This is a genomic window from Ensifer sp. EB106-03-01-XG145 (genome assembly GCF_058792075.1).
The window spans coordinates 1628998-1645849 of sequence record NZ_JBYTEC010000001.1 but is presented as its reverse complement, the minus strand read 5'-3'; the positions used below and the strand labels follow the sequence as shown (position 1 = coordinate 1645849).

The 16852-nt window shown below is 62.1% G+C and carries 17 protein-coding genes; 1 reads left to right on the top strand and 16 read right to left on the bottom strand.

What is annotated here, in order from left to right:
- Nucleotides 1-58: 58 nt before the first annotated feature.
- The 4 genes from AC3WWH_RS08025 to yajC are packed head-to-tail and all read right to left on the bottom strand — an operon-like array spanning nt 59 to nt 4265.
- Nucleotides 59-901: a phytoene/squalene synthase family protein gene (locus tag AC3WWH_RS08025; protein WP_057255840.1), complete on the bottom strand. Its 843-nt coding sequence runs from the start codon at nt 899-901 to the stop codon at nt 59-61.
- A 22-nt stretch (nt 902-923) separates the two neighbouring features.
- Nucleotides 924-1310, bottom strand: a complete 387-nt coding sequence (locus AC3WWH_RS08020) for an Mth938-like domain-containing protein (RefSeq protein ID WP_057255838.1) — start codon at nt 1308-1310, stop codon at nt 924-926.
- 1 nt (nt 1311) lies between these two features.
- Complete coding sequence (gene secDF, locus AC3WWH_RS08015) at nt 1312-3882, bottom strand: protein translocase subunit SecDF (protein WP_058320624.1); 2571 nt, start codon at nt 3880-3882, stop codon at nt 1312-1314.
- A 47-nt stretch (nt 3883-3929) separates the two neighbouring features.
- Complete coding sequence (gene yajC / locus AC3WWH_RS08010) at nt 3930-4265, bottom strand: preprotein translocase subunit YajC (protein WP_057255835.1); 336 nt, start codon at nt 4263-4265, stop codon at nt 3930-3932.
- Nucleotides 4266-4567: 302 nt separating this feature from the next.
- Between yajC and AC3WWH_RS08005 the strand changes: the two genes are divergently transcribed.
- A complete protein-coding gene (locus tag AC3WWH_RS08005) occupies nt 4568-5437 on the top strand; it encodes an ATP-binding protein (protein ID WP_058320623.1) in 870 nt (289 codons plus the stop codon).
- A gap of 227 nt (nt 5438-5664) precedes the next feature.
- Here the strand turns inward: AC3WWH_RS08005 and AC3WWH_RS08000 are convergent, their stop codons facing one another.
- The 12 genes from AC3WWH_RS08000 to nagZ form a co-directional block, all read right to left on the bottom strand.
- Nucleotides 5665-7218 (bottom strand): peptidoglycan DD-metalloendopeptidase family protein, encoded by a 1554-nt coding sequence (locus AC3WWH_RS08000; protein ID WP_058320622.1) that lies wholly within the window; start codon nt 7216-7218, stop codon nt 5665-5667.
- Between the two features lie 219 nt (nt 7219-7437).
- Nucleotides 7438-8082 carry a hypothetical protein gene (locus AC3WWH_RS07995; RefSeq protein ID WP_057255829.1) on the bottom strand — a complete coding sequence of 215 codons (645 nt, stop codon included), beginning with the start codon at nt 8080-8082 and terminating at the stop codon, nt 7438-7440.
- Nucleotides 8083-8263: 181 nt separating this feature from the next.
- On the bottom strand, nt 8264-8917 hold the full coding sequence (locus AC3WWH_RS07990) for a protein-L-isoaspartate(D-aspartate) O-methyltransferase (protein ID WP_058320621.1): 654 nt from the start codon (nt 8915-8917) through the stop codon (nt 8264-8266).
- Nucleotides 8918-9685, bottom strand: coding sequence for a 5'/3'-nucleotidase SurE (gene surE, locus AC3WWH_RS07985; protein WP_057255825.1), 768 nt, complete (start codon nt 9683-9685; stop codon nt 8918-8920).
- 27 nt (nt 9686-9712) lie between these two features.
- A complete protein-coding gene (gene serS, locus AC3WWH_RS07980) occupies nt 9713-10996 on the bottom strand; it encodes a serine--tRNA ligase (RefSeq protein WP_058320620.1) in 1284 nt (427 codons plus the stop codon).
- A 46-nt stretch (nt 10997-11042) separates the two neighbouring features.
- The gene (tatC, locus tag AC3WWH_RS07975; RefSeq protein WP_057255820.1) at nt 11043-11885 is read right to left on the bottom strand and encodes a twin-arginine translocase subunit TatC; all 843 of its coding nucleotides are present in this window, start codon (nt 11883-11885) and stop codon (nt 11043-11045) included.
- Nucleotides 11882-12559: a Sec-independent protein translocase protein TatB gene (tatB, locus tag AC3WWH_RS07970; protein ID WP_057255818.1), complete on the bottom strand. Its 678-nt coding sequence runs from the start codon at nt 12557-12559 to the stop codon at nt 11882-11884. Before tatB ends, tatC begins: the two co-directional genes overlap by 4 nt.
- 74 nt (nt 12560-12633) lie before the next feature.
- Nucleotides 12634-12840, bottom strand: a complete 207-nt coding sequence (locus AC3WWH_RS07965; RefSeq protein ID WP_057255816.1) for a twin-arginine translocase TatA/TatE family subunit — start codon at nt 12838-12840, stop codon at nt 12634-12636.
- Nucleotides 12841-12933: 93 nt separating this feature from the next.
- Nucleotides 12934-14046: an ABC transporter ATP-binding protein gene (locus AC3WWH_RS07960; protein ID WP_058320619.1), complete on the bottom strand. Its 1113-nt coding sequence runs from the start codon at nt 14044-14046 to the stop codon at nt 12934-12936.
- Nucleotides 14047-14122: 76 nt separating this feature from the next.
- Nucleotides 14123-14854, bottom strand: coding sequence for an SMC-Scp complex subunit ScpB (gene scpB, locus AC3WWH_RS07955; RefSeq protein ID WP_058320618.1), 732 nt, complete (start codon nt 14852-14854; stop codon nt 14123-14125).
- Nucleotides 14847-15713 carry a segregation and condensation protein A gene (locus tag AC3WWH_RS07950; protein WP_373419810.1) on the bottom strand — a complete coding sequence of 289 codons (867 nt, stop codon included), beginning with the start codon at nt 15711-15713 and terminating at the stop codon, nt 14847-14849. The genes scpB and AC3WWH_RS07950 overlap by 8 nt, the downstream gene beginning before the upstream one ends.
- 36 nt (nt 15714-15749) lie before the next feature.
- A complete protein-coding gene (nagZ, locus tag AC3WWH_RS07945) occupies nt 15750-16766 on the bottom strand; it encodes a beta-N-acetylhexosaminidase (protein WP_058320617.1) in 1017 nt (338 codons plus the stop codon).
- Nucleotides 16767-16852: the final 86 nt, after the last annotated feature.

Here is a 16852-nt window from a genome sequence, read left to right as displayed (position 1 = left end):
GGCGCGCCGACGCGGAACGCATCGGGTTCTTAACAAGTAGCGCGTCTGCTTTGCCGCCCTAGAAGCGACGCCGCCGAGCGGCGCGCCACATCCACCATTGCCGCCGCCATTGCGCCGGCCGGATGGGTGTCTTTAAAAGTCCAGCGCCAGCCGCCTCGGCGCGATCGAAGATCGGCTCGGCCAGCGCGAGCGGCACGAACGCCGGAAAATTCGACGGCGAGATCGCCGCCATCTGAGCCCGTGCCTTGGCAAGATGATCCCGCCCGAACCCAGAAAATGCCCTAATCGCCCGGCCGATACCGTCGCTGTCTTTGCCGGCAATAAGCGTTTCCCGATCAAGGCCGGTCGCGCGCAGCAGTTCTGCCGGCAAATAGACCTGGCCGCGTCTCAGATGCAGCGGCAACAGCATCAGGAGGCCGGCGACAGTCTGCGCCACACCGGCGTGACCAGCGGCTTCCGCCGATTTGGCCGCATTCTGCGGGTCGAGCACCAGCGACGAGAGCTGGATCAAGGCCGAAGCGGTCTCGCCGGCATAACCTTCGAGCGCCGAGCGGTCTTCCAAGGGGTCGTCATAGAGATCGAAGATCCGGGCATCGATCATGTTCTGCAGGACCGAGACCGGCAGCCTGTGCTCGCGAATGCACTGCAGAAGCGCTTCGGCGAGCGGATGCCCCTCACCGGAGGCTGCATCGTTGCCGATGAGATCGCGCCACCACTGCATGCGGATTTCGCCTGGAATCGGCTCATGCACGAGATCGCGAATTCGCGCGATTTCCGCGTTGAAGGCATAGAGTGCCGCGAGCGAGCGCTGCTTGTCGGCGGGGGCAAGCAGGCAGGCGAGATAGCGGTCGCGGTCCGTATCCCTGAGGTCGGCCAGGATCTGAGCGGAAATATCTTGCACGTCGTCTTCCCCGAATGCCCGATCAGACAGCGATCAGCGCGACGGCGACAGCACGCGATTCGGCCAGCATCACATTGTAGGTGCGAACCGCAGCCCCGGTGCTCATCGGATCCGACGATACATTGACGGCACGCAGCGCGGCCTTCAGGTCTGCGGGCAGCGGGCGGATGTCCTTACCGGTGCCAACCAGCAGCACTTCGATGTCTTTCGCCTCATCGATGACCCTGAGGAATTTCTCGACGGCCAGGGGATCGCCTTCGGCCACGTCCCACGCATAGACGCCCGAGGGCAGCATCAGGATCGAGCCGCGATGCGACATGTCCGCAAAGCGAAAGCCGCCGTTGCCATAGGCATCGATCGGTGCGCGGCCCGGAAAATGCGCTTCGCGAATTTCAATACCCTTGGGCATTTCAAACTGTACCCTTTGCCGCGCCGGCAGCACCCGTATCCGCGCCGGACGCGTTTTCGTCCCCCGGAATGTGGTCGGTCCGCTTCCCGAAGAGGATGAGGATCGGGCCGGCGATATAGATAGAGGAGATCGTCCCGGCGACGACACCAAACAGCATGGTGATGCTGAATGAGCGAATGAGGCCGCCGCCGAAGAGATAGAGCGCGGCGAGCGCCAGAATGGTCGTCAGCGCCGTCAGGATCGTGCGCGAGAGTGTCTGGTTGATCGACGTATCGATCAGCACCGAAAGCGGCATGCGGCGATAGCGGCCGAGATTCTCGCGAATGCGATCGTAGATCACAACTGTATCGTTCAACGAGTAGCCGACGATGGTGAGAACGGCGGCGATACTGCCGAGATTGAACTCGATGCCCGTCAGCACCAGGAACCCAATCGTCAGCAGCACGTCGTGCACGGTTGCGATAATCGCACCGACGGCAAAGCGCCACTCGAAACGCAGCCAGACATAGAGCAGGATCGCCACGAAGGAGATTGCGAGCCCAAGCGTTCCCGCGCGCGTCAGCTCGCTCGAAACAACCGGGCCAACCACTTCGACGCGGCGGAAGTCGTATTCGTCGGCCAGCTCCGTCCTGATGACGCTGGCTGCGGTCTGCTCGGCATTGTCGCCCGCTTCTTGAGACGGAACCCGCACCAGCACATCCTCGCCCGAGCCCAGTTGCTGGACCTGGACCTCGCCAAAGTTCAGCTCGTCGAGGCGGGTGCGGAGGTCGGCAACGTCGACGGGACCGCCCTTGGAGTGCAGCTCGATGATCGAGCCGCCCTTGAAGTCCACACCCAGATTGAGCCCGATACCCGCAAGCAGGAGCACCGAGGCCGCCGACAAGGCGGCCATCAGGATGAACACCGGATTACGGATCTGCATAAAACGGATGTCCAGATCGCTGAAGCGCCCGGTTCGAATGCCCTTCGGCAGGCGTTCCGACTTCCACTGCCGGAGCCAACGCTTCACGATCAGACGGGTCACCGTATAGGCGGTGAAAAGCGTCGTGACGCTGCCGATCGCGAGAGTGACGGCGAAACCGCGCACTGGCCCGGAACCGAGGTAGAACAGGATGGCGCTGGCGATCAGCATCGTCAGGTTGGCGTCGAAAATGCTGCTGAAGACGCGAGAGAAGGCGTTGTTGATCGTGCGGAGCAAGGGCTCGCCACCACGAACCTCCTCGCGAAGGCGCTCGTAGATCAACACGTTCGAATCGACCGCGACGCCGATCGTCAGGATGATGCCGGCAATCCCCGGCAGGGTCAGCGTCGCCCCCGACACGGAAAGCGTCGCAAGGATCAAGACAATATTCAAGGCGAGCGCGATGATGGCAAAGACACCGAAAACGCCGTAGAAGAAGATCATCGAGGCGGCGACGGCGATCGCCGCGACAAAGCCGGCCTTGAGGCCATAGGCAATCGCGTCGTCACCGACACCCGGGCCGACCGTCCGCTCCTCGACGAAAGTCAGCGGTGTTGGGAGCGGTCCGGTCCTGATGAGAGCGGCGAGATCCGCAGCAGAGTCGGCCGGAAGCTCGGCAGAAATGCGCGCCGTGTCGCCTTTGACGGCTTCCGAAAGCTTGGGCGTTGCGGCAACCTGGCCATCAAGAACGATCGCAATCTTCGCCTCCGACTGCTGCGCCGTGACGGCGGTAACCCGCTGCTGCGCGGCCGCCTCGAGCTTGACCGCGACCGACGCCGTATCGGCGCCGGCATCTGCTTCCGGCTGCGCGGCGACAAAACTGGCCGCCGCCAGCAATGGTTCCTTCTGGACCAGATAGGGAACCGGCGGATCGTCATAGGAATAGAGGACTTCTGCGCCCGCTGGCACCTGGCCATCGACGGCTCGCTCAACGGGCACGGACGTATCCAGCAATCTGAAAGTCAGATGTGCGCTTTGGCTGAGCAGATCTTTCAGTCGTTGTGGGTCGTCGAGCCCCGGCACCTGGACGATGAGCCGATCTTCGCCACGGCGCTGGATCAGCGGCTCCAGAACGCCAACTTCAGCGACGCGGCGACGCACCACATCGATCGATTGCGCAAGGGCCAGTGACAGCCGGTAGTCGATGCCTTCGTCGGTCAGGCGCAGACGGACGAGTTCATCCTCGTCGGCGCTGTCAAACACAACTTCGGAAATCGACCCGGAGCCAAATCCGCCGGCATCGACCGGCGCCGTCAGTGTCTTCAGCTTATCGCGAGCGGCGGGGAGTTGCGCACGGTCCCGAACCCGGAACGAAATCGACTGACCTTCGCCCGATAGGCCGATATAGGCGATATCGGCATCGCGCAGGGACTTTCCGACTTCGCTGGCGACCGCTTCGAGCCTCTCGGCGACGATGTCGCTGCGCGCGGCCCGCAGCATGAAGTGCGAGCCTCCCTGGAGATCAAGGCCGAGCGCCACCTGGCGATGCGGCAGCCAGGACGGTAATCCGGCTGCCTCTTCACGGCTCAGAACATTCGGCAACGCACAGGCGATGCCGGCGAGTGCCACCAACCAGACGAGGATACGTTTCAACGGCGGAAATCTGCGCATGCCTCAAACGCTCCAGTTGTTCGTCGGATGGTGGCTGTCCGCGTCCCTTATTCTTTCACAGGTTCGCCTTTGACGCGAACTTCAGATACGCCGCTGCGAACGACGCGGATCTTCACGCCTTCGGCAATTTCGACTTCGAGTTCGTTGTCATCGACGACCTTCGTAACCTTGCCGACGATGCCGCCGCCGGTCACCACCTGATCACCGCGGCGGATGTTCTTCAACAGCTCCTCGCGGCGCTTCATCTGGGCGCGCTGCGGACGGATGATCAGGAAATACATGACAACAAAGATCAGCAGGAACGGCAGGATGGACATGAGAATGTCCGCGCCGCCGGTGGAAGGGGCACCGGCTGTCTGCGCAAAAGCTTCGGTAATGAACATCGATCACTCCTTGAGTTCAAATATCGGCGGTTCCTCCGCACCAAATCGGCCGGAATATAGGGGCGCGCGGCCGCTCTGCAAAGCGGCGGCACCCTTACCCGTTCCTGTGCCTCTGACACAATTTGCACAAGAGGAGAACCCCCCGCACGGGGCTCTGCGGCCTTTTCCAGCGCAAACCTGCGTGCTACCGGGTGTCTGTTAACGGTAGCGTCGCAATTGCGGGGCAATCGCGTGCCGTTTCAGGCGCCCCGTTTTCATTGCAGTGCGACCAAATGATTGATTCAGTTGTTGGAGATAGACATATGCCGGATGCAAAGATCGACGTTCTCATCAGGGAAATGCAGAAGCTTTCCGCGGCGATCGAGCGCATGGCCGGTCCAGCCGCAGCAAGCAATGACTGGGACGGCGCCGAATGCTTCGTCTGGGCTCCAGCCACACATCACCTGCAACCGGTTGCCAAGCCCAACCGTATCGAGTTGTCGCTGATATCAGGAGTGGATCACGTCCGTGACATCCTGCTCGACAACACGCTGCGCTTCGCCGAAGGTTTTCCTGCCAACAACGTTCTCCTGTGGGGCGCCCGTGGCATGGGCAAGTCTTCGCTGGTGAAATCCGTGCATGCGCAGGTCGCCCGCGATACCGGCGTCGCGGTCAAGCTCGTCGAGGTGCATCGGGAAGACATCGCCACCCTGCCCGCGCTGATGGACATCCTCAAGACCGCACCGGTGCCCGTGATCGTCTTCTGCGACGACCTGTCCTTCGATCATGACGACACGTCCTACAAATCGCTGAAGGCCGTACTCGACGGTGGCGTCGAAGGTCGGCCGTCGAACGTGCTGCTCTACGCGACATCGAACCGGCGCCATCTGCTGCCGCGCCACATGATGGAAAACGAGCAGTCGACCGCCATCAATCCTTCCGAGGCGGTCGAGGAAAAGGTGTCGCTGTCCGACCGCTTCGGGCTGTGGCTTGGCTTCCACAAGTGTAGCCAGGAAGACTACCTTGCCATGGTCGATGGCTATGCAAAGCATTACGGCTTTGCGGTCGAGGCCGAGACCCTGCATGCGGAAGCACTCGAATGGGCGACGACCCGCGGCGCAAGGTCCGGCCGCGTCGCCTGGCAATTCATTCAGGATCTTGCCGGACGCATGCGCCATCGACTGGACGCATAGGCGTTAGCGATCGGATCGTTGGCCAAATCTGCTCGACCATGGACAAAAAATACCGCCCGCCGAAATCCGGCGGGCGGCTTCTGATTCTTACGCTTCCTACAGCGCCGCGCGTCTTATCAGACGCGCAAAGGTCGCTGTAGCACTTTGATTTTCTGCATGTCTTTGTCCTTAGATCGAGGTCGATTTAAGGAGACATGCAGTAGATCCAGTCGGACCCGGAGGCCGGACTATTCGAGGAAGGTCGAAGGGTTCACCGCCGTCGCATTCTTGCGCACCTCGAAGTGCACCTGCGGCTGGCTGGCGCGACCGGTCATGCCGGAAGCCGCGAGCGTCTGGCCGCGCTGTACCTTCTGGCCGCGCTGAACCTTGAGCTCGGAAGCGTTGCCGTAGACCGTGACCGTGCCGTCGTCATGGCGGACCAGGACAGCGTTGCCGAGCTCCTTCAGGCTGCTGCCCGAGTAGATGACGACGCCGTTCTCGGCCGCCTTGATCGGCGTGCCCTCAGGCACCGAGATGTTGATGCCGTCGTTGCGGTTGCCGTCGACGTTGGCGCCGTAGCCGGCGACCACTGCGCCGCGAACAGGCCAGCGATATTTGCTGATCCCGGTCGACTTCGGCGAGTCCTCATCGACATCCGCCTTGAGCGCAGCAACGTCCGTAACGCTCTGCTTGGCGGCCGGCGGCTGGTATTCTGCCGGCTTACCTTTTTCGAGTGAGGCAACCTGCGGCTGCTCAGTCTTCTTGCTCGGAACCGATGCGGTTTTGACCTGGTCCGGCGCGGCACCCGCCGCGCCCGGCAACTGCAGCGTCTGGCCGACGCGGATCGATTCTGCGCTCAGACCGTTCGCCTGCTTGAGGGCTGCGACAGACACGCCCGTCGTCTTGGCAATGCGATTGAGCGAGTCGCCGGGCTTCACGGTGTAGGTGCCGCCGCCACTGCCTTCGCCGTTCGTTGCCGGCTTGCCCGCAACGACATCCGTCTTGCCAGCGTTCTTGTCGCGAGACTGGGCGGAGCCCGGCAGGATTGCAACGTCGCGCTGATCGTTGGGCAAGGGCGAAGGCTGGCGCTTGCTACCATCGAGACCAGCGATCGAGTTGGTCGCAGCCCCCTTCGCAGGGCTACCGACGGAACCAAAGGTCGGGATGACCAGGCGCTGGCCGGTTTCGACCTGAGCAGCCGATTGCAGACCGTTGGCCTTCAGAATTTCCTTCTCGGGAACGCCGAAGCGCTTGGAGAGAACTGCGACGTTGTCGCCGGGCCGAACCATGATCGTCGGCGCATTCTGCGTCGTCCAGCCGCTCTTGCTTGCGGTTTCGTTGACGGCCGCCGGGAGCGTCTGCTGCGTCGCGATTGCCGCCTGCTGACGAGCAGCGGGGAACGGCTGCGCTTCTGGACGCTGACGCGTCGTCGCGCTCGGATCGGCCAGGGTCGTGCGCTGGACGGAGATCGGCGTTGACGCACCACGGGCAGCCGACACCGGAGTGGAAGCGGTATTCACTGGATCATAGCCACCCTGCGCGCTTGCAGTCGGATAGGGTTGGCCGAGAGCACCGTTATCCGCCGGAGAAGCTGCCGCCATCTGGCCGACTGCCACGTCGCCACGCGGAACCGGCGTCGCATCGCGCGGAATTGAATTTGTGGTGATGTTGTCCGACCGGGAGAACAGGCCATCAAATCGGCTGGCATCCGAACTGCAGCCCGTTGCGGCGCCTGCTAGCAGGACCGCCACGCAAAGGCGGATCGTGGACTTTCCAACCCCGGGAGATACAAACTGACGCATGACGCTTACCCACTCCGAACGCAACTCGATGTGGGATGATTAAAGCGTATTAGAGTTACCGCCCGGTTAAGGTCAGCACCACCAAAGGACTAATTTGACGAAACGCTAACCATAGGCCCGGCCGGCCATCTGAGAATGCCGATCGGCCTGGCCGCACGCCGCGAGCGTCCCGCCACGCTTCGCGGGCGCAGAAGCCCCGCGTGCGGCAATCGCGAGAACCTAGCTCAGTTCGGAATAGAGACGCTCGATTTCCGAAACGGAACGCCGCTCCGTTGGTTCATCTTCATAGCTGATGCTTGTCAGATCCCAGGCGAAAATCGGACGCCCCTCGGGACGGACCGGGGTTTCGGACTGAGCGGTCTTGTCTTCTTCAAGCAGGACACTCACCAGCGTCTGGAACGTGGTGTCGCCGTCCGCACCGCTCGCCCGTTCATATTCAAGCGACCGCAGACCGGCCACGGCGGCCTCACGCGTCCCAAAATAGCGCAGGCTGTCCTGATCTTCGGGACGAAGGCTGTCGTAGTAGTCGATGAAGTTCTTGTAGTAGCCCTCATGATCCCCGGCATCGAGAAATTTGCCGAAGGCCTGGTATTCGCGCAACGCCAGCTGCGGAGACAGGCGGTTGTTCCACTCGTCGCGGCTGAGCGCCGGCTGTCCGTCCGATGCCTTCTTCGTCTGGCTGAGATAGAGCAGAGCATCGGCGGAAAGCGAGATGCGCGGAGTGGGGTCGAAGAGACTCGCCGCGAGCGCCTGTGCGGACTGTTCGTCCTTGCCGGCGGAATTCGCCTGGCCGGCGTTGCGCCCTGCAAGATTATTCAGCCCGTCGCCCGATGCTGCGGCCGTCAGCCTGTTCGCGATCTGCATTTGCCGTCTCCGTCAATCTCACGATCCGGCAACAACATCCCAGTCGTGCAAGAGCGACGACTCGCGGGCGGAACCTATCGTGCACTGGAGGGGTATGGCGCGAAGCTTGCGCGAGGCTGGACGCGGTTAAGAATTCCTTAACGCACCAAAGTGCCGGCGGAGATGTTCGGCAGCGGCCGTATCACAGGAACGACGCGAGCTGCGGCACGATCGGAAGGTAAGGCGCATCAAACAGATCCTCGCGATCGAAGCGGCTTCCCGTTCGGTTGACCCGAACGACCCGGCAATGAGTCTCACTCATCATGATCGGCACCACCAAGGTTCCGCCTGAGACGAGATGATCGGAAAACATGCGCGGCAGGCTATTGAAGGCAGCGGTGATCAGGATGCGGTCGAACGTACCCTCGCCCGGCACCCCGGCGCTGCCATCGGCATGGCGAACGATCACGTTGCGAACGCCTGATTTCTCAAGGTTTTTCTGGGCCGTACCGACGAGTGTCTGATAGCGGTCGATCGTCAGGACGCGTTCAGCCACACGCCCCATCACAGCTGCGGTAAAGCCGCTGCCGGTACCGACCTCGAGGATGCGCTGTCCTGTCTTCAGGTTCAGACAATGCAGCAACCGCACCGCAAAATCATAGCCTTCCATGAACGAGCCGCACTCGAGCGGAATCGTCCGCTGCGAGTAGGCCTCGGCCTGATATTGCGGCGGCGCGAACTGGCCGCGCGCGGTCTGCTCGACCGCCTTGAGGAGGTCATGATTGATGATGCCGGCGGCGCGCAGCCGTAGCACCATCTTGGCAAAGCCTTCCTGTTCCGAAACGCGCGCGCTCAATCAATGAGCCCCTTCGTTCAAAGCCCGCATCAGACGGTCCTGGACGCTATAGTCCGTCAAGTCGAGCTTGAGCGGCGTCACCGAGATGTGATTCTCGCGCAGAGCGTGAATGTCGGTTCCGGCGCGAAAATCGCCGAACCGCTCGCCGAAGCGCAGCCAGAAGTAGGGAAAACCACGGCCGTCCGTCCGCTCATCGATCGACAGGCCAAAGTCGAGCTTGCCTTGCGACGTTACCTCGATCCCGGCAACGGTGTCAGCCGAGCAGTTCGGGAAATTGACGTTGAGGAACGTGCCATCGGGCAGGTCCACGGCCATCATTTTGCGGATCAGGCCCGGCGCGTGTGTCTCCACCACATCCCAAGGCACAGCCTTGCCGACGGCGTGGTGATAGGCCTGGCTGAGCGCGATCGCGCGAATACCCTGCAACGTGCCCTCGATAGCGCCCGCCACCGTGCCGGAATAGGTCACGTCATCGGCCATGTTGGCACCGATGTTGACGCCGGAGAGCACGAGATCAGGCTTGCGATCCAGCACCTTGCGAACCGCCATGATGACACAATCCGTCGGCGTGCCCCGAAGGGCAAAGCGCTTTTCTGCGATCTGCCGAAGCCGCAGCGGCTCCGACAGAGTCAGCGAATGCGCCAAACCGCTCTGGTCCGCTTCGGGTGCCACGACCCAGACATCGTCCGAGATCGTCCTGGCGACCCTTTCGAGCACAGCGAGACCTTCAGCGTGAATGCCGTCATCGTTTGTCAGCAGGATCCGCATGGTTGCCGTCCTTCCCTTGACGTCCGCTCAGACGGCCTTCTCGATGCGCTTCTGGCCGCCCATGTAGGGCAGCAGCACATCCGGCACCGATACCGAGCCGTCTTCATTCAAATAGTTTTCAATGACGGCGATCAGCGCGCGCCCGACGGCGACACCGGAACCGTTCAGGGAGTGAACGAAGCGCGTGCCCTTGTCTTCCTTGGTGCGATAGCGCGCATTCATCCGGCGCGCCTGGAAATCGCCGCAGACCGAGCAGGACGAGATCTCGCGGTAGGTATCCTGTCCCGGCAACCATACTTCCAGATCATAGGTCTTGCGGGCGCCGAAGCCCATGTCGCCGGTGCAGAGCGTCATCACACGGTAGTGCAGACCCAAGCGCTTCAGCACCTCTTCCGCACAAGCCGTCATGCGCTCGTGCTCGTCGACCGAAGTTTCGGCATCGGTGATCGAAACCAGTTCGACCTTGTTGAACTGGTGCTGGCGCAGCATGCCGCGGGTGTCACGGCCGGCCGAACCGGCCTCCGAACGGAAGGACGGCGTCAGCGCGGTGAAGCGCAGCGGCAGCTTTTCGCCTTCGAGGATCTGCTCGCGAGCGATGTTGGTGAGCGGCACTTCCGCAGTCGGGATCAGCCAGCGACCGTCTGTCGTGCGGAACAGATCTTCGGCAAATTTCGGCAGCTGTCCCGTACCGTACATCGCGTCGTCACGCACGAGGAGCGGCGGCTGCACTTCGGTATAGCCATGTTCCTGGGTGTGCAGGTCGAGCATGAACTGGCCGAGCGCACGCTCGAGCCGCGCCAATTGTCCCTTGAGGATCGTGAAGCGCGAGCCGGAGATGCGGGCAGCGCCTTCGAAATCCATGAGGCCGAGCGCCTCGCCGATCTCGAAATGCTCGCGCGGCTGGTGATTCCAAGTGGGCTTGTTGCCGACTACGCGCTTGACGACGTTGCCGGTCTCATCTTCGCCGACCGGAACGTCCTCCAGCGGGATGTTCGGAATGCGGGAGAGCGCGTCGTTGAGCTCTGATTCCACCTTGCGGCTGTCTTCCTCAAGCGCCGGCATGGCGTTCTTGAGTTCGGCCACCTCGGCCTTGAGCTTTTCGGCAAGCTCGGCGTTCTTCTGCGCCATCGCCGCGCCGATATCCTTCGAGGCGGCATTGCGGCGCGACTGCATGTCCTGCAGCGACTGGAGGATCGTGCGGCGGCGTTCGTCGAGGGCGATCAGCGACGCCGACAAAGGCTCCGCGCCCCGCTTCGCCAGGGCGGCGTCCAGCATCTCGGCATTTTCACGGATCCATTTAATATCAAGCATTGTCGTTCCACGCGTTGGTCAACTCACGGCGCGAAATCTCGAATGCTCAGCCCTTGGCGGGGCCGACCTCTCCGGAAGATCCTTCCTGCGACTCGGCAACTTCGCTCTTGAGCGCGTCCGCTGCCCGCTGTCTTTCGATGAGTCGCGCCGTATAGATCGAAATTTCGTAGAGAAGGATGGCTGGCAGTGCAAGGCCGATCTGGGAAACGGGATCGGGCGGCGTCAAGATGGCTGCGACGAAGAACGCAATGACGATCGCGTACTTTCGCTTATCCTTGAGGCCCTGGGAAGTGACGAGCCCGACGCGCGCAAGCAACGTCGTCACCACCGGCAACTGGAAGACGAGGCCGAAAGCGAAGACCAGCGACATGATCAGACTCAGGTATTCCGATACCTTTGGCAGGAGCTGGATTGCCACCTGCCCTTCGCCGCCGCCCTGCTCCATGGCCAGAAAAAACCACATAACCATGGGCGTGAAGAAGAAATAGACCAGGGCGCCCCCCATGAGGAACAGTATCGGCGACGCGACCAGGAATGGCAGGAAGGCAGCGCGTTCGTTCTTGTAGAGGCCTGGGGCGACAAACTTGTAGATCTGCGCGGCGATCACGGGAAAGGCGATGACCATAGCGCCGAACATCGCCACCTTGATCTGGGTAAAGAAGAATTCCTGCGGGGCCGTATAAATCAGCTCGACATTGCGATGGTTCAGGCCGGCCCAGCCCACTGCCCATTTGAACGGCAGCACCAAAAGGTTGAAGAGGCCCTTGGCAAAGTAGAAGCAGACGAGGAACGCCATGAAGAACGCGCCGACGGCCCACATCAGGCGTCTGCGCAATTCGATCAGATGCTCGATCAGCGGCTGCGGCCGGTCCTCGATATCGCCGCTCATGCTTCACCTTTCTTGCGCGTGCTGGCGCGCGGCTTGGACGTCTTGGTAGCCGGCTCGGCTGGAGCGGGCTTCGACGACTTCTTCTCGGCCACCGCCTTTGCGGGTGCCTTTGCCGGAGTTTTGGGCGCAGCCGCCTTTGGCGTTGCAGATTTCTTTGCCACCGGTGCCGGATCGGCCTTCGCCTTTGGCATCCGCTTGGGCTTTTCAGCCGGGACGGCAACCTCGGCGCGCTCGAGCTGACGAGTGGCAGAGCCTACGGCCGCAGCGGCGACCGCATCTGCGGGCTTCGCTTCCGCGACAGCTACCGGAGCGGCCATGACCGGCTCCGCAGTCGCGGGCTCGGTGGTACCCGTCGTGGCGGGCTTGTCAGGCGTCGCAGCCTTCTGCAGGTCCGATTTGATATCGTTGCCGATCTGGCGAAGCGGATTCATCGCATCCCTGAGCGCATTGGCCGGGTTGAGACTTTGCGCATCGCTGATCGTTTTTCGGACGTCGTCCAGATCCGCTTCGCGCAACGCTTCATCGAACTGCTGACGGAACTCGGAGGCCATGCCACGCAATTTCGTGGTCATGCGCCCGAATGCCCGCAGCATCGGCGGCAGATCCTTCGGCCCGACAACGACAATGAGAACGATTGCAATGACGACAAGCTCGGTCCAGCCGATATCAAGCATTTGATATGTCCTGCAAATCCATGATCCAGCCCGCCTGGCATCAATGCCAGCCGGGCCCTACGGACGCTTGATCGTTAGCGAACTTCGTCTGACTTGTGGTCGACCGTCTTGTTGTCGATCGTCTTGTCAGCCGAACCGGCGTCGTCCTCGCTCATGCCCTTCTTGAAGTTCTTGATGCCTTTGGCAACGTCGCCCATCAATTCCGGAATCTTGCCACGGCCGAACAATAGCAGGACCACCGCCAAAAAGATTAGCCAGTGCCAGATGCTTAAGGACCCCATGCTCTTACTCCCTTGAGGCTCTCATCAAAATTAAGAGCCTGCCACATGTCAAATTTCAGGCGTGCCACGGACAATCGCGCCTTGCGATCGACCCTAAGACGTTGATGCGTCTTTTTCAAACAGCAATATATCCCGCTCGTTAACCGAAAGCATTACGTCACGCAATCCTTGCGGCAATTGGTCCGCGCGGATACGGGCGCGCACAATGTCCTCGCAGCCCGGCACGGCCAGTTCCAACAACTCCACCACACCGATGAACCGGCGGGAAACGATGCGCGCAGGCGTGTCGCCATTCTCCTCGCCGACGCGCACCCCGGAAAGCCGCACCGCGACCGAAACGCGCTCCCCTTCGCCGTGGCGCCCGGCCGCTACGGTGCCGACCGGCGTATCGACGCGGCCATTGCGAACCTGCGCATTGAACACGTTGATTTCCGAGAAGAAACCGGCCGCAAAGAGGTTTCTCGGATGGCGGTAAAGCTCATCTGCCGTACCAACCTGGACAAGTCGCCCATCTTGCAGCAGCGCAATTCGATCGGCCATGCGCATCGCTTCTTCCGCATCGTGGGTGACGACGATCGCCGTCGCCCGGGTCTCTCTGAGGATAGCGAGCGTATCGGCGCGGATCGAATCCTTCAGACGCGAGTCGAGGCCGGAAAACGGTTCATCCATCAGAAGCACGGCAGGACGCGGCGCAAGCGCGCGCGCAAGCGCCACACGCTGCTGCTCGCCGCCGGAAAGCACGTGCGGGTACTGGTTAGCGTAGTGGGAGAGCCCCACACGCTCGAGTGCCGCGTCCGCCTGGTTCAGGGCTTCCTTCTTTGGAATCGCCGTCAGGCCAAAGCGGACGTTGTCGCGAATGGACATGTGCGGGAAGAGCGCGAAATCCTGGAACATCAGCCCGACACCGCGTTTTTCGGGCGGCAGGAAAACCGTGGGGCCGGAAATCTCCTGGCCATTGAGCAGAAGGCGTCCCGTGCTCTGCTTCTCGATCCCTGCGGCGATACGCAGCAAGGTCGTCTTGCCGGACCCAGACGGACCGAGCAGGCAAAGGACCTCGCCGGCCTTGGCCGCCAGGCTGACGCCCTTGATCGTTTCCTTGGCGTGATAGCTGTGATGAATATCTTCGAAGGCCAGGCTCGCCGCGAAGGATACACCCGCCGTCCGTCGCGTTGTCATGACGGGAGCGTCCTGCGGATCTGAAACCATGCTTGCATTCCTTGACACCAGTCGCGCCCGCTGAAACGGCCGGGCGCCAGGGAAAGCCGATATCCCCATTCAGGTTTTAATCAGCTTCTTCGCCCTTCGGTGTCAAGAGCCCCAGTTCTTCAAGGTCTAGCTGGGTGATGGGGTCTTCGTTCTCGGCAAGCTCGTCTTCGCCTACCGGAACGGGAATATTGAGATTGGACGGCACGCGGCCGGAAAGCAGCCCCGCCCCCTTCAGCTCCTCGATACCCGGCAGGTCGCGCAGTTCTTCGAGACCGAAGTGATCGAGAAAATCCCGGGTGGTGCCGAAGGTGACCGGCCGGCCCGGCGTGCGCCGGCGTCCCCTGAAGCGGACCCAGCCCGCTTCCATCAGCACGTCGAGCGTGCCTTTCGACGTCTGGACCCCGCGGATATCCTCGATCTCCGCACGGGTCACCGGCTGGTGGTAGGCAATGATGGAAAGAACTTCGAGCGCAGCGCGCGAGAGCTTGCGGACCTCCTGTTCGTCGGTCTGCACGACGAAGGAAAGATCGGCAGCCGTGCGGAAAGCCCAATGGTCGGCGACCTGAACCAGGTTGACGCCGCGCGTCGCGTAGAGCGCCTTCAGCCGCATCATGATGCGACCGACATCGGCACCACGCGGCAGTCGACTTTCGATATAGGTCTCCGACACCGGCTGCGCCGAAGCAAACACCAGGGCTTCCGCGATCCGCTCGGCTTCCTGCTCCAAGCGAGGATCGAAGGTCGGCGCCGCTCCGATCTCCTCGTCCTCGTCGGAAGCTTCGGGCACATACTTTTGGGCTTCAGCCACGGGCTGCCTCCATTTCGGCAAGCGTCTCCGCATCGATCGGGTTCGGTCCGCGCCGAAGGTAGATCGGCGCGAAGGCCTCTTCCTGGCGGATCTCCAGCCGGCCCTCGCGAACCATCTCGAGCGAAGCTGCGAAGGAACTGGCGATCGCCGTTGCCCGCTCCTTCGGCGTCGTCATGTAGCGGATGAGAAAATGATCGAGCGCTGTCCAATCGTCGAGACCGCCGATCATGCGCGCCAGTATCAGGCGCGCGTCGGCGAGCGACCACACATGGCGCTTCTCGATCGTCACCTGCGTGATCGCCTGGCGCTGACGCAGGCTCGCATAGGCGCTCAGGAGATCATAGAGCGAGGCATCGAAGCCGGACTTCTTCTCCGTGACGATATGTTCCGGGGCACCGCGAACGAAGACATCCCGGCCGAGCCGGTTTCTATTGATGAGCCTTGTTGCCGCCTCACGCATCGCCTCCAGGCGTTTCAGCCGGAAAGCCAACGCCGAAGCCATTTCCTCGCCCGTTGGACCGTCATCCTTCGCCTGCTGCGGGATCAGCAGGCGCGATTTCAGATAGGCAAGCCATGCCGCCATGACGAGATAATCGGCGGCAAGCTCGATGCGGATGCTGCGCGCCCGCTCGATGAAGGCGATATATTGCTCGGCGAGTGCAAGTACGGAGATGCGCGAAAGATCGACACGCTGGCTACGGGCGAGATGAAGCAGGAGATCGAGCGGGCCTTCGAAACCGGCAAGATCAACCACCAGCGCTTCTTCATGCAGCCCGCGCTCTGAAGTCTCTTCCTGCCACAGGGGCTCCATCGGCGCCTTCGACGCAGGCTTGCCTTGTCTTTCGCCCGCATTGCTCACTGACAGTCCAATCCTTTCCTGCCGGCCGCGCCTACCTTACACCGTCGCGAACTGGCCGTTAAACTCCGTCCGTAGATCGCTTTCGCTCGCATCGTCAGGCGCCCGGAACGCCGCTTCGACAGCCTTCGCCCGACGCAGGCTCTCGCCGGCGAGAACCGGCACCACGTCGGCGACGGCCTTCATTTCTTCCATTATGCCATGACAATGCAAGACGAGATCAAGCCCCGCGGCGATGATGTTGCGCGCGCGAGTGGTCATGTCGCCGGCCAGCGCGTTCATCGAGACGTCGTCCGACATCAAAAGACCGTCGAAACCGATGTGACCGCGAATGATCTCGCGCACCACCTTCGCCGAGGTTGTCGCCGGATTGTCCGGGTCGATCGTCGTGAAGACCATGTGCGCCGACATCGCCATCACCTCGTCGTTCATGGCAAGGAAGGGCAGGAAGTCGTTGGCAGCAAGCTCTTCGAAAGTAGCACTGACCACAGGCAGATTGTGGTGCGAGTCGACGAAGGTGCGGCCGTGACCGGGCATGTGCTTCATGACAGGCAGCATGCCACCGGCCTTCAACCCCTCGCCCATCGCGCGGCCGATCGCCGTTACGGCCTCAGGGTCGTGACCATAAGCGCGATTGCCGATGACGTCGTGGCTGCCGGGCACCGGCACATCGAGCACCGGCAGACAATCGACCGTGATGCCGAAGCGCATCAGGTCGAAGGCGTGGAGGCGTCCCATCAGCCAGGCAGCACGCAGACCGAGCTCCCGGTCGCGGCGATAGATTTCGCCGATCGCCGCGCCATTCGGGTATTGCTGGACGAGCGGTGGCCGAATGCGCTGCACGCGCCCGCCTTCCTGGTCGATGAGCACAGGCGCGTTCGGATTGCCGATGCTGTCGCGAAGTGACGCCACCAGATCGGAGATCTGCTGCCCCTCGCCGATGTTGCGCCCGAACAGGATGAAGCCCCATGGCCGCTCGCCGGCAAAGAACTGGCGTTCGTCTTCGTTAAGAGAAAGGCCCTTGCAGCCCGAGATAAATGCTTTTGATTCGCTCATTGAGAGAGCATAGAGCGGGCGCCGCCCGGCGCGAAGCCACAAAGACGAAGCCCCGCCGTTCATGCACAAGGCCATGGGGCAAACGA

What these genes read in the sequence shown, in the direction of transcription:
- AC3WWH_RS08005 (WP_058320623.1), top strand. Translation starts at nt 4,568, where the DNA reads ATGCCGGATGCAAAGATCGACGTTCTCATCAGGGAAATGCAGAAGCTT.
- serS (WP_058320620.1), bottom strand. Translation starts at nt 10,996, where the DNA reads ATGCTTGATATTAAATGGATCCGTGAAAATGCCGAGATGCTGGACGCC.
- AC3WWH_RS07965 (WP_057255816.1), bottom strand. Translation starts at nt 12,840, where the DNA reads ATGGGGTCCTTAAGCATCTGGCACTGGCTAATCTTTTTGGCGGTGGTC.
- yajC (WP_057255835.1), bottom strand. Translation starts at nt 4,265, where the DNA reads ATGTTCATTACCGAAGCTTTTGCGCAGACAGCCGGTGCCCCTTCCACC.
- nagZ (WP_058320617.1), bottom strand. Translation starts at nt 16,766, where the DNA reads ATGAGCGAATCAAAAGCATTTATCTCGGGCTGCAAGGGCCTTTCTCTT.
- tatC (WP_057255820.1), bottom strand. Translation starts at nt 11,885, where the DNA reads ATGAGCGGCGATATCGAGGACCGGCCGCAGCCGCTGATCGAGCATCTG.
- tatB (WP_057255818.1), bottom strand. Translation starts at nt 12,559, where the DNA reads ATGCTTGATATCGGCTGGACCGAGCTTGTCGTCATTGCAATCGTTCTC.
- secDF (WP_058320624.1), bottom strand. Translation starts at nt 3,882, where the DNA reads ATGCGCAGATTTCCGCCGTTGAAACGTATCCTCGTCTGGTTGGTGGCA.
- AC3WWH_RS07960 (WP_058320619.1), bottom strand. Translation starts at nt 14,046, where the DNA reads ATGGTTTCAGATCCGCAGGACGCTCCCGTCATGACAACGCGACGGACG.
- AC3WWH_RS08000 (WP_058320622.1), bottom strand. Translation starts at nt 7,218, where the DNA reads ATGCGTCAGTTTGTATCTCCCGGGGTTGGAAAGTCCACGATCCGCCTT.
- AC3WWH_RS08020 (WP_057255838.1), bottom strand. Translation starts at nt 1,310, where the DNA reads ATGCCCAAGGGTATTGAAATTCGCGAAGCGCATTTTCCGGGCCGCGCA.
- surE (WP_057255825.1), bottom strand. Translation starts at nt 9,685, where the DNA reads ATGCGGATCCTGCTGACAAACGATGACGGCATTCACGCTGAAGGTCTC.
- AC3WWH_RS07995 (WP_057255829.1), bottom strand. Translation starts at nt 8,082, where the DNA reads ATGCAGATCGCGAACAGGCTGACGGCCGCAGCATCGGGCGACGGGCTG.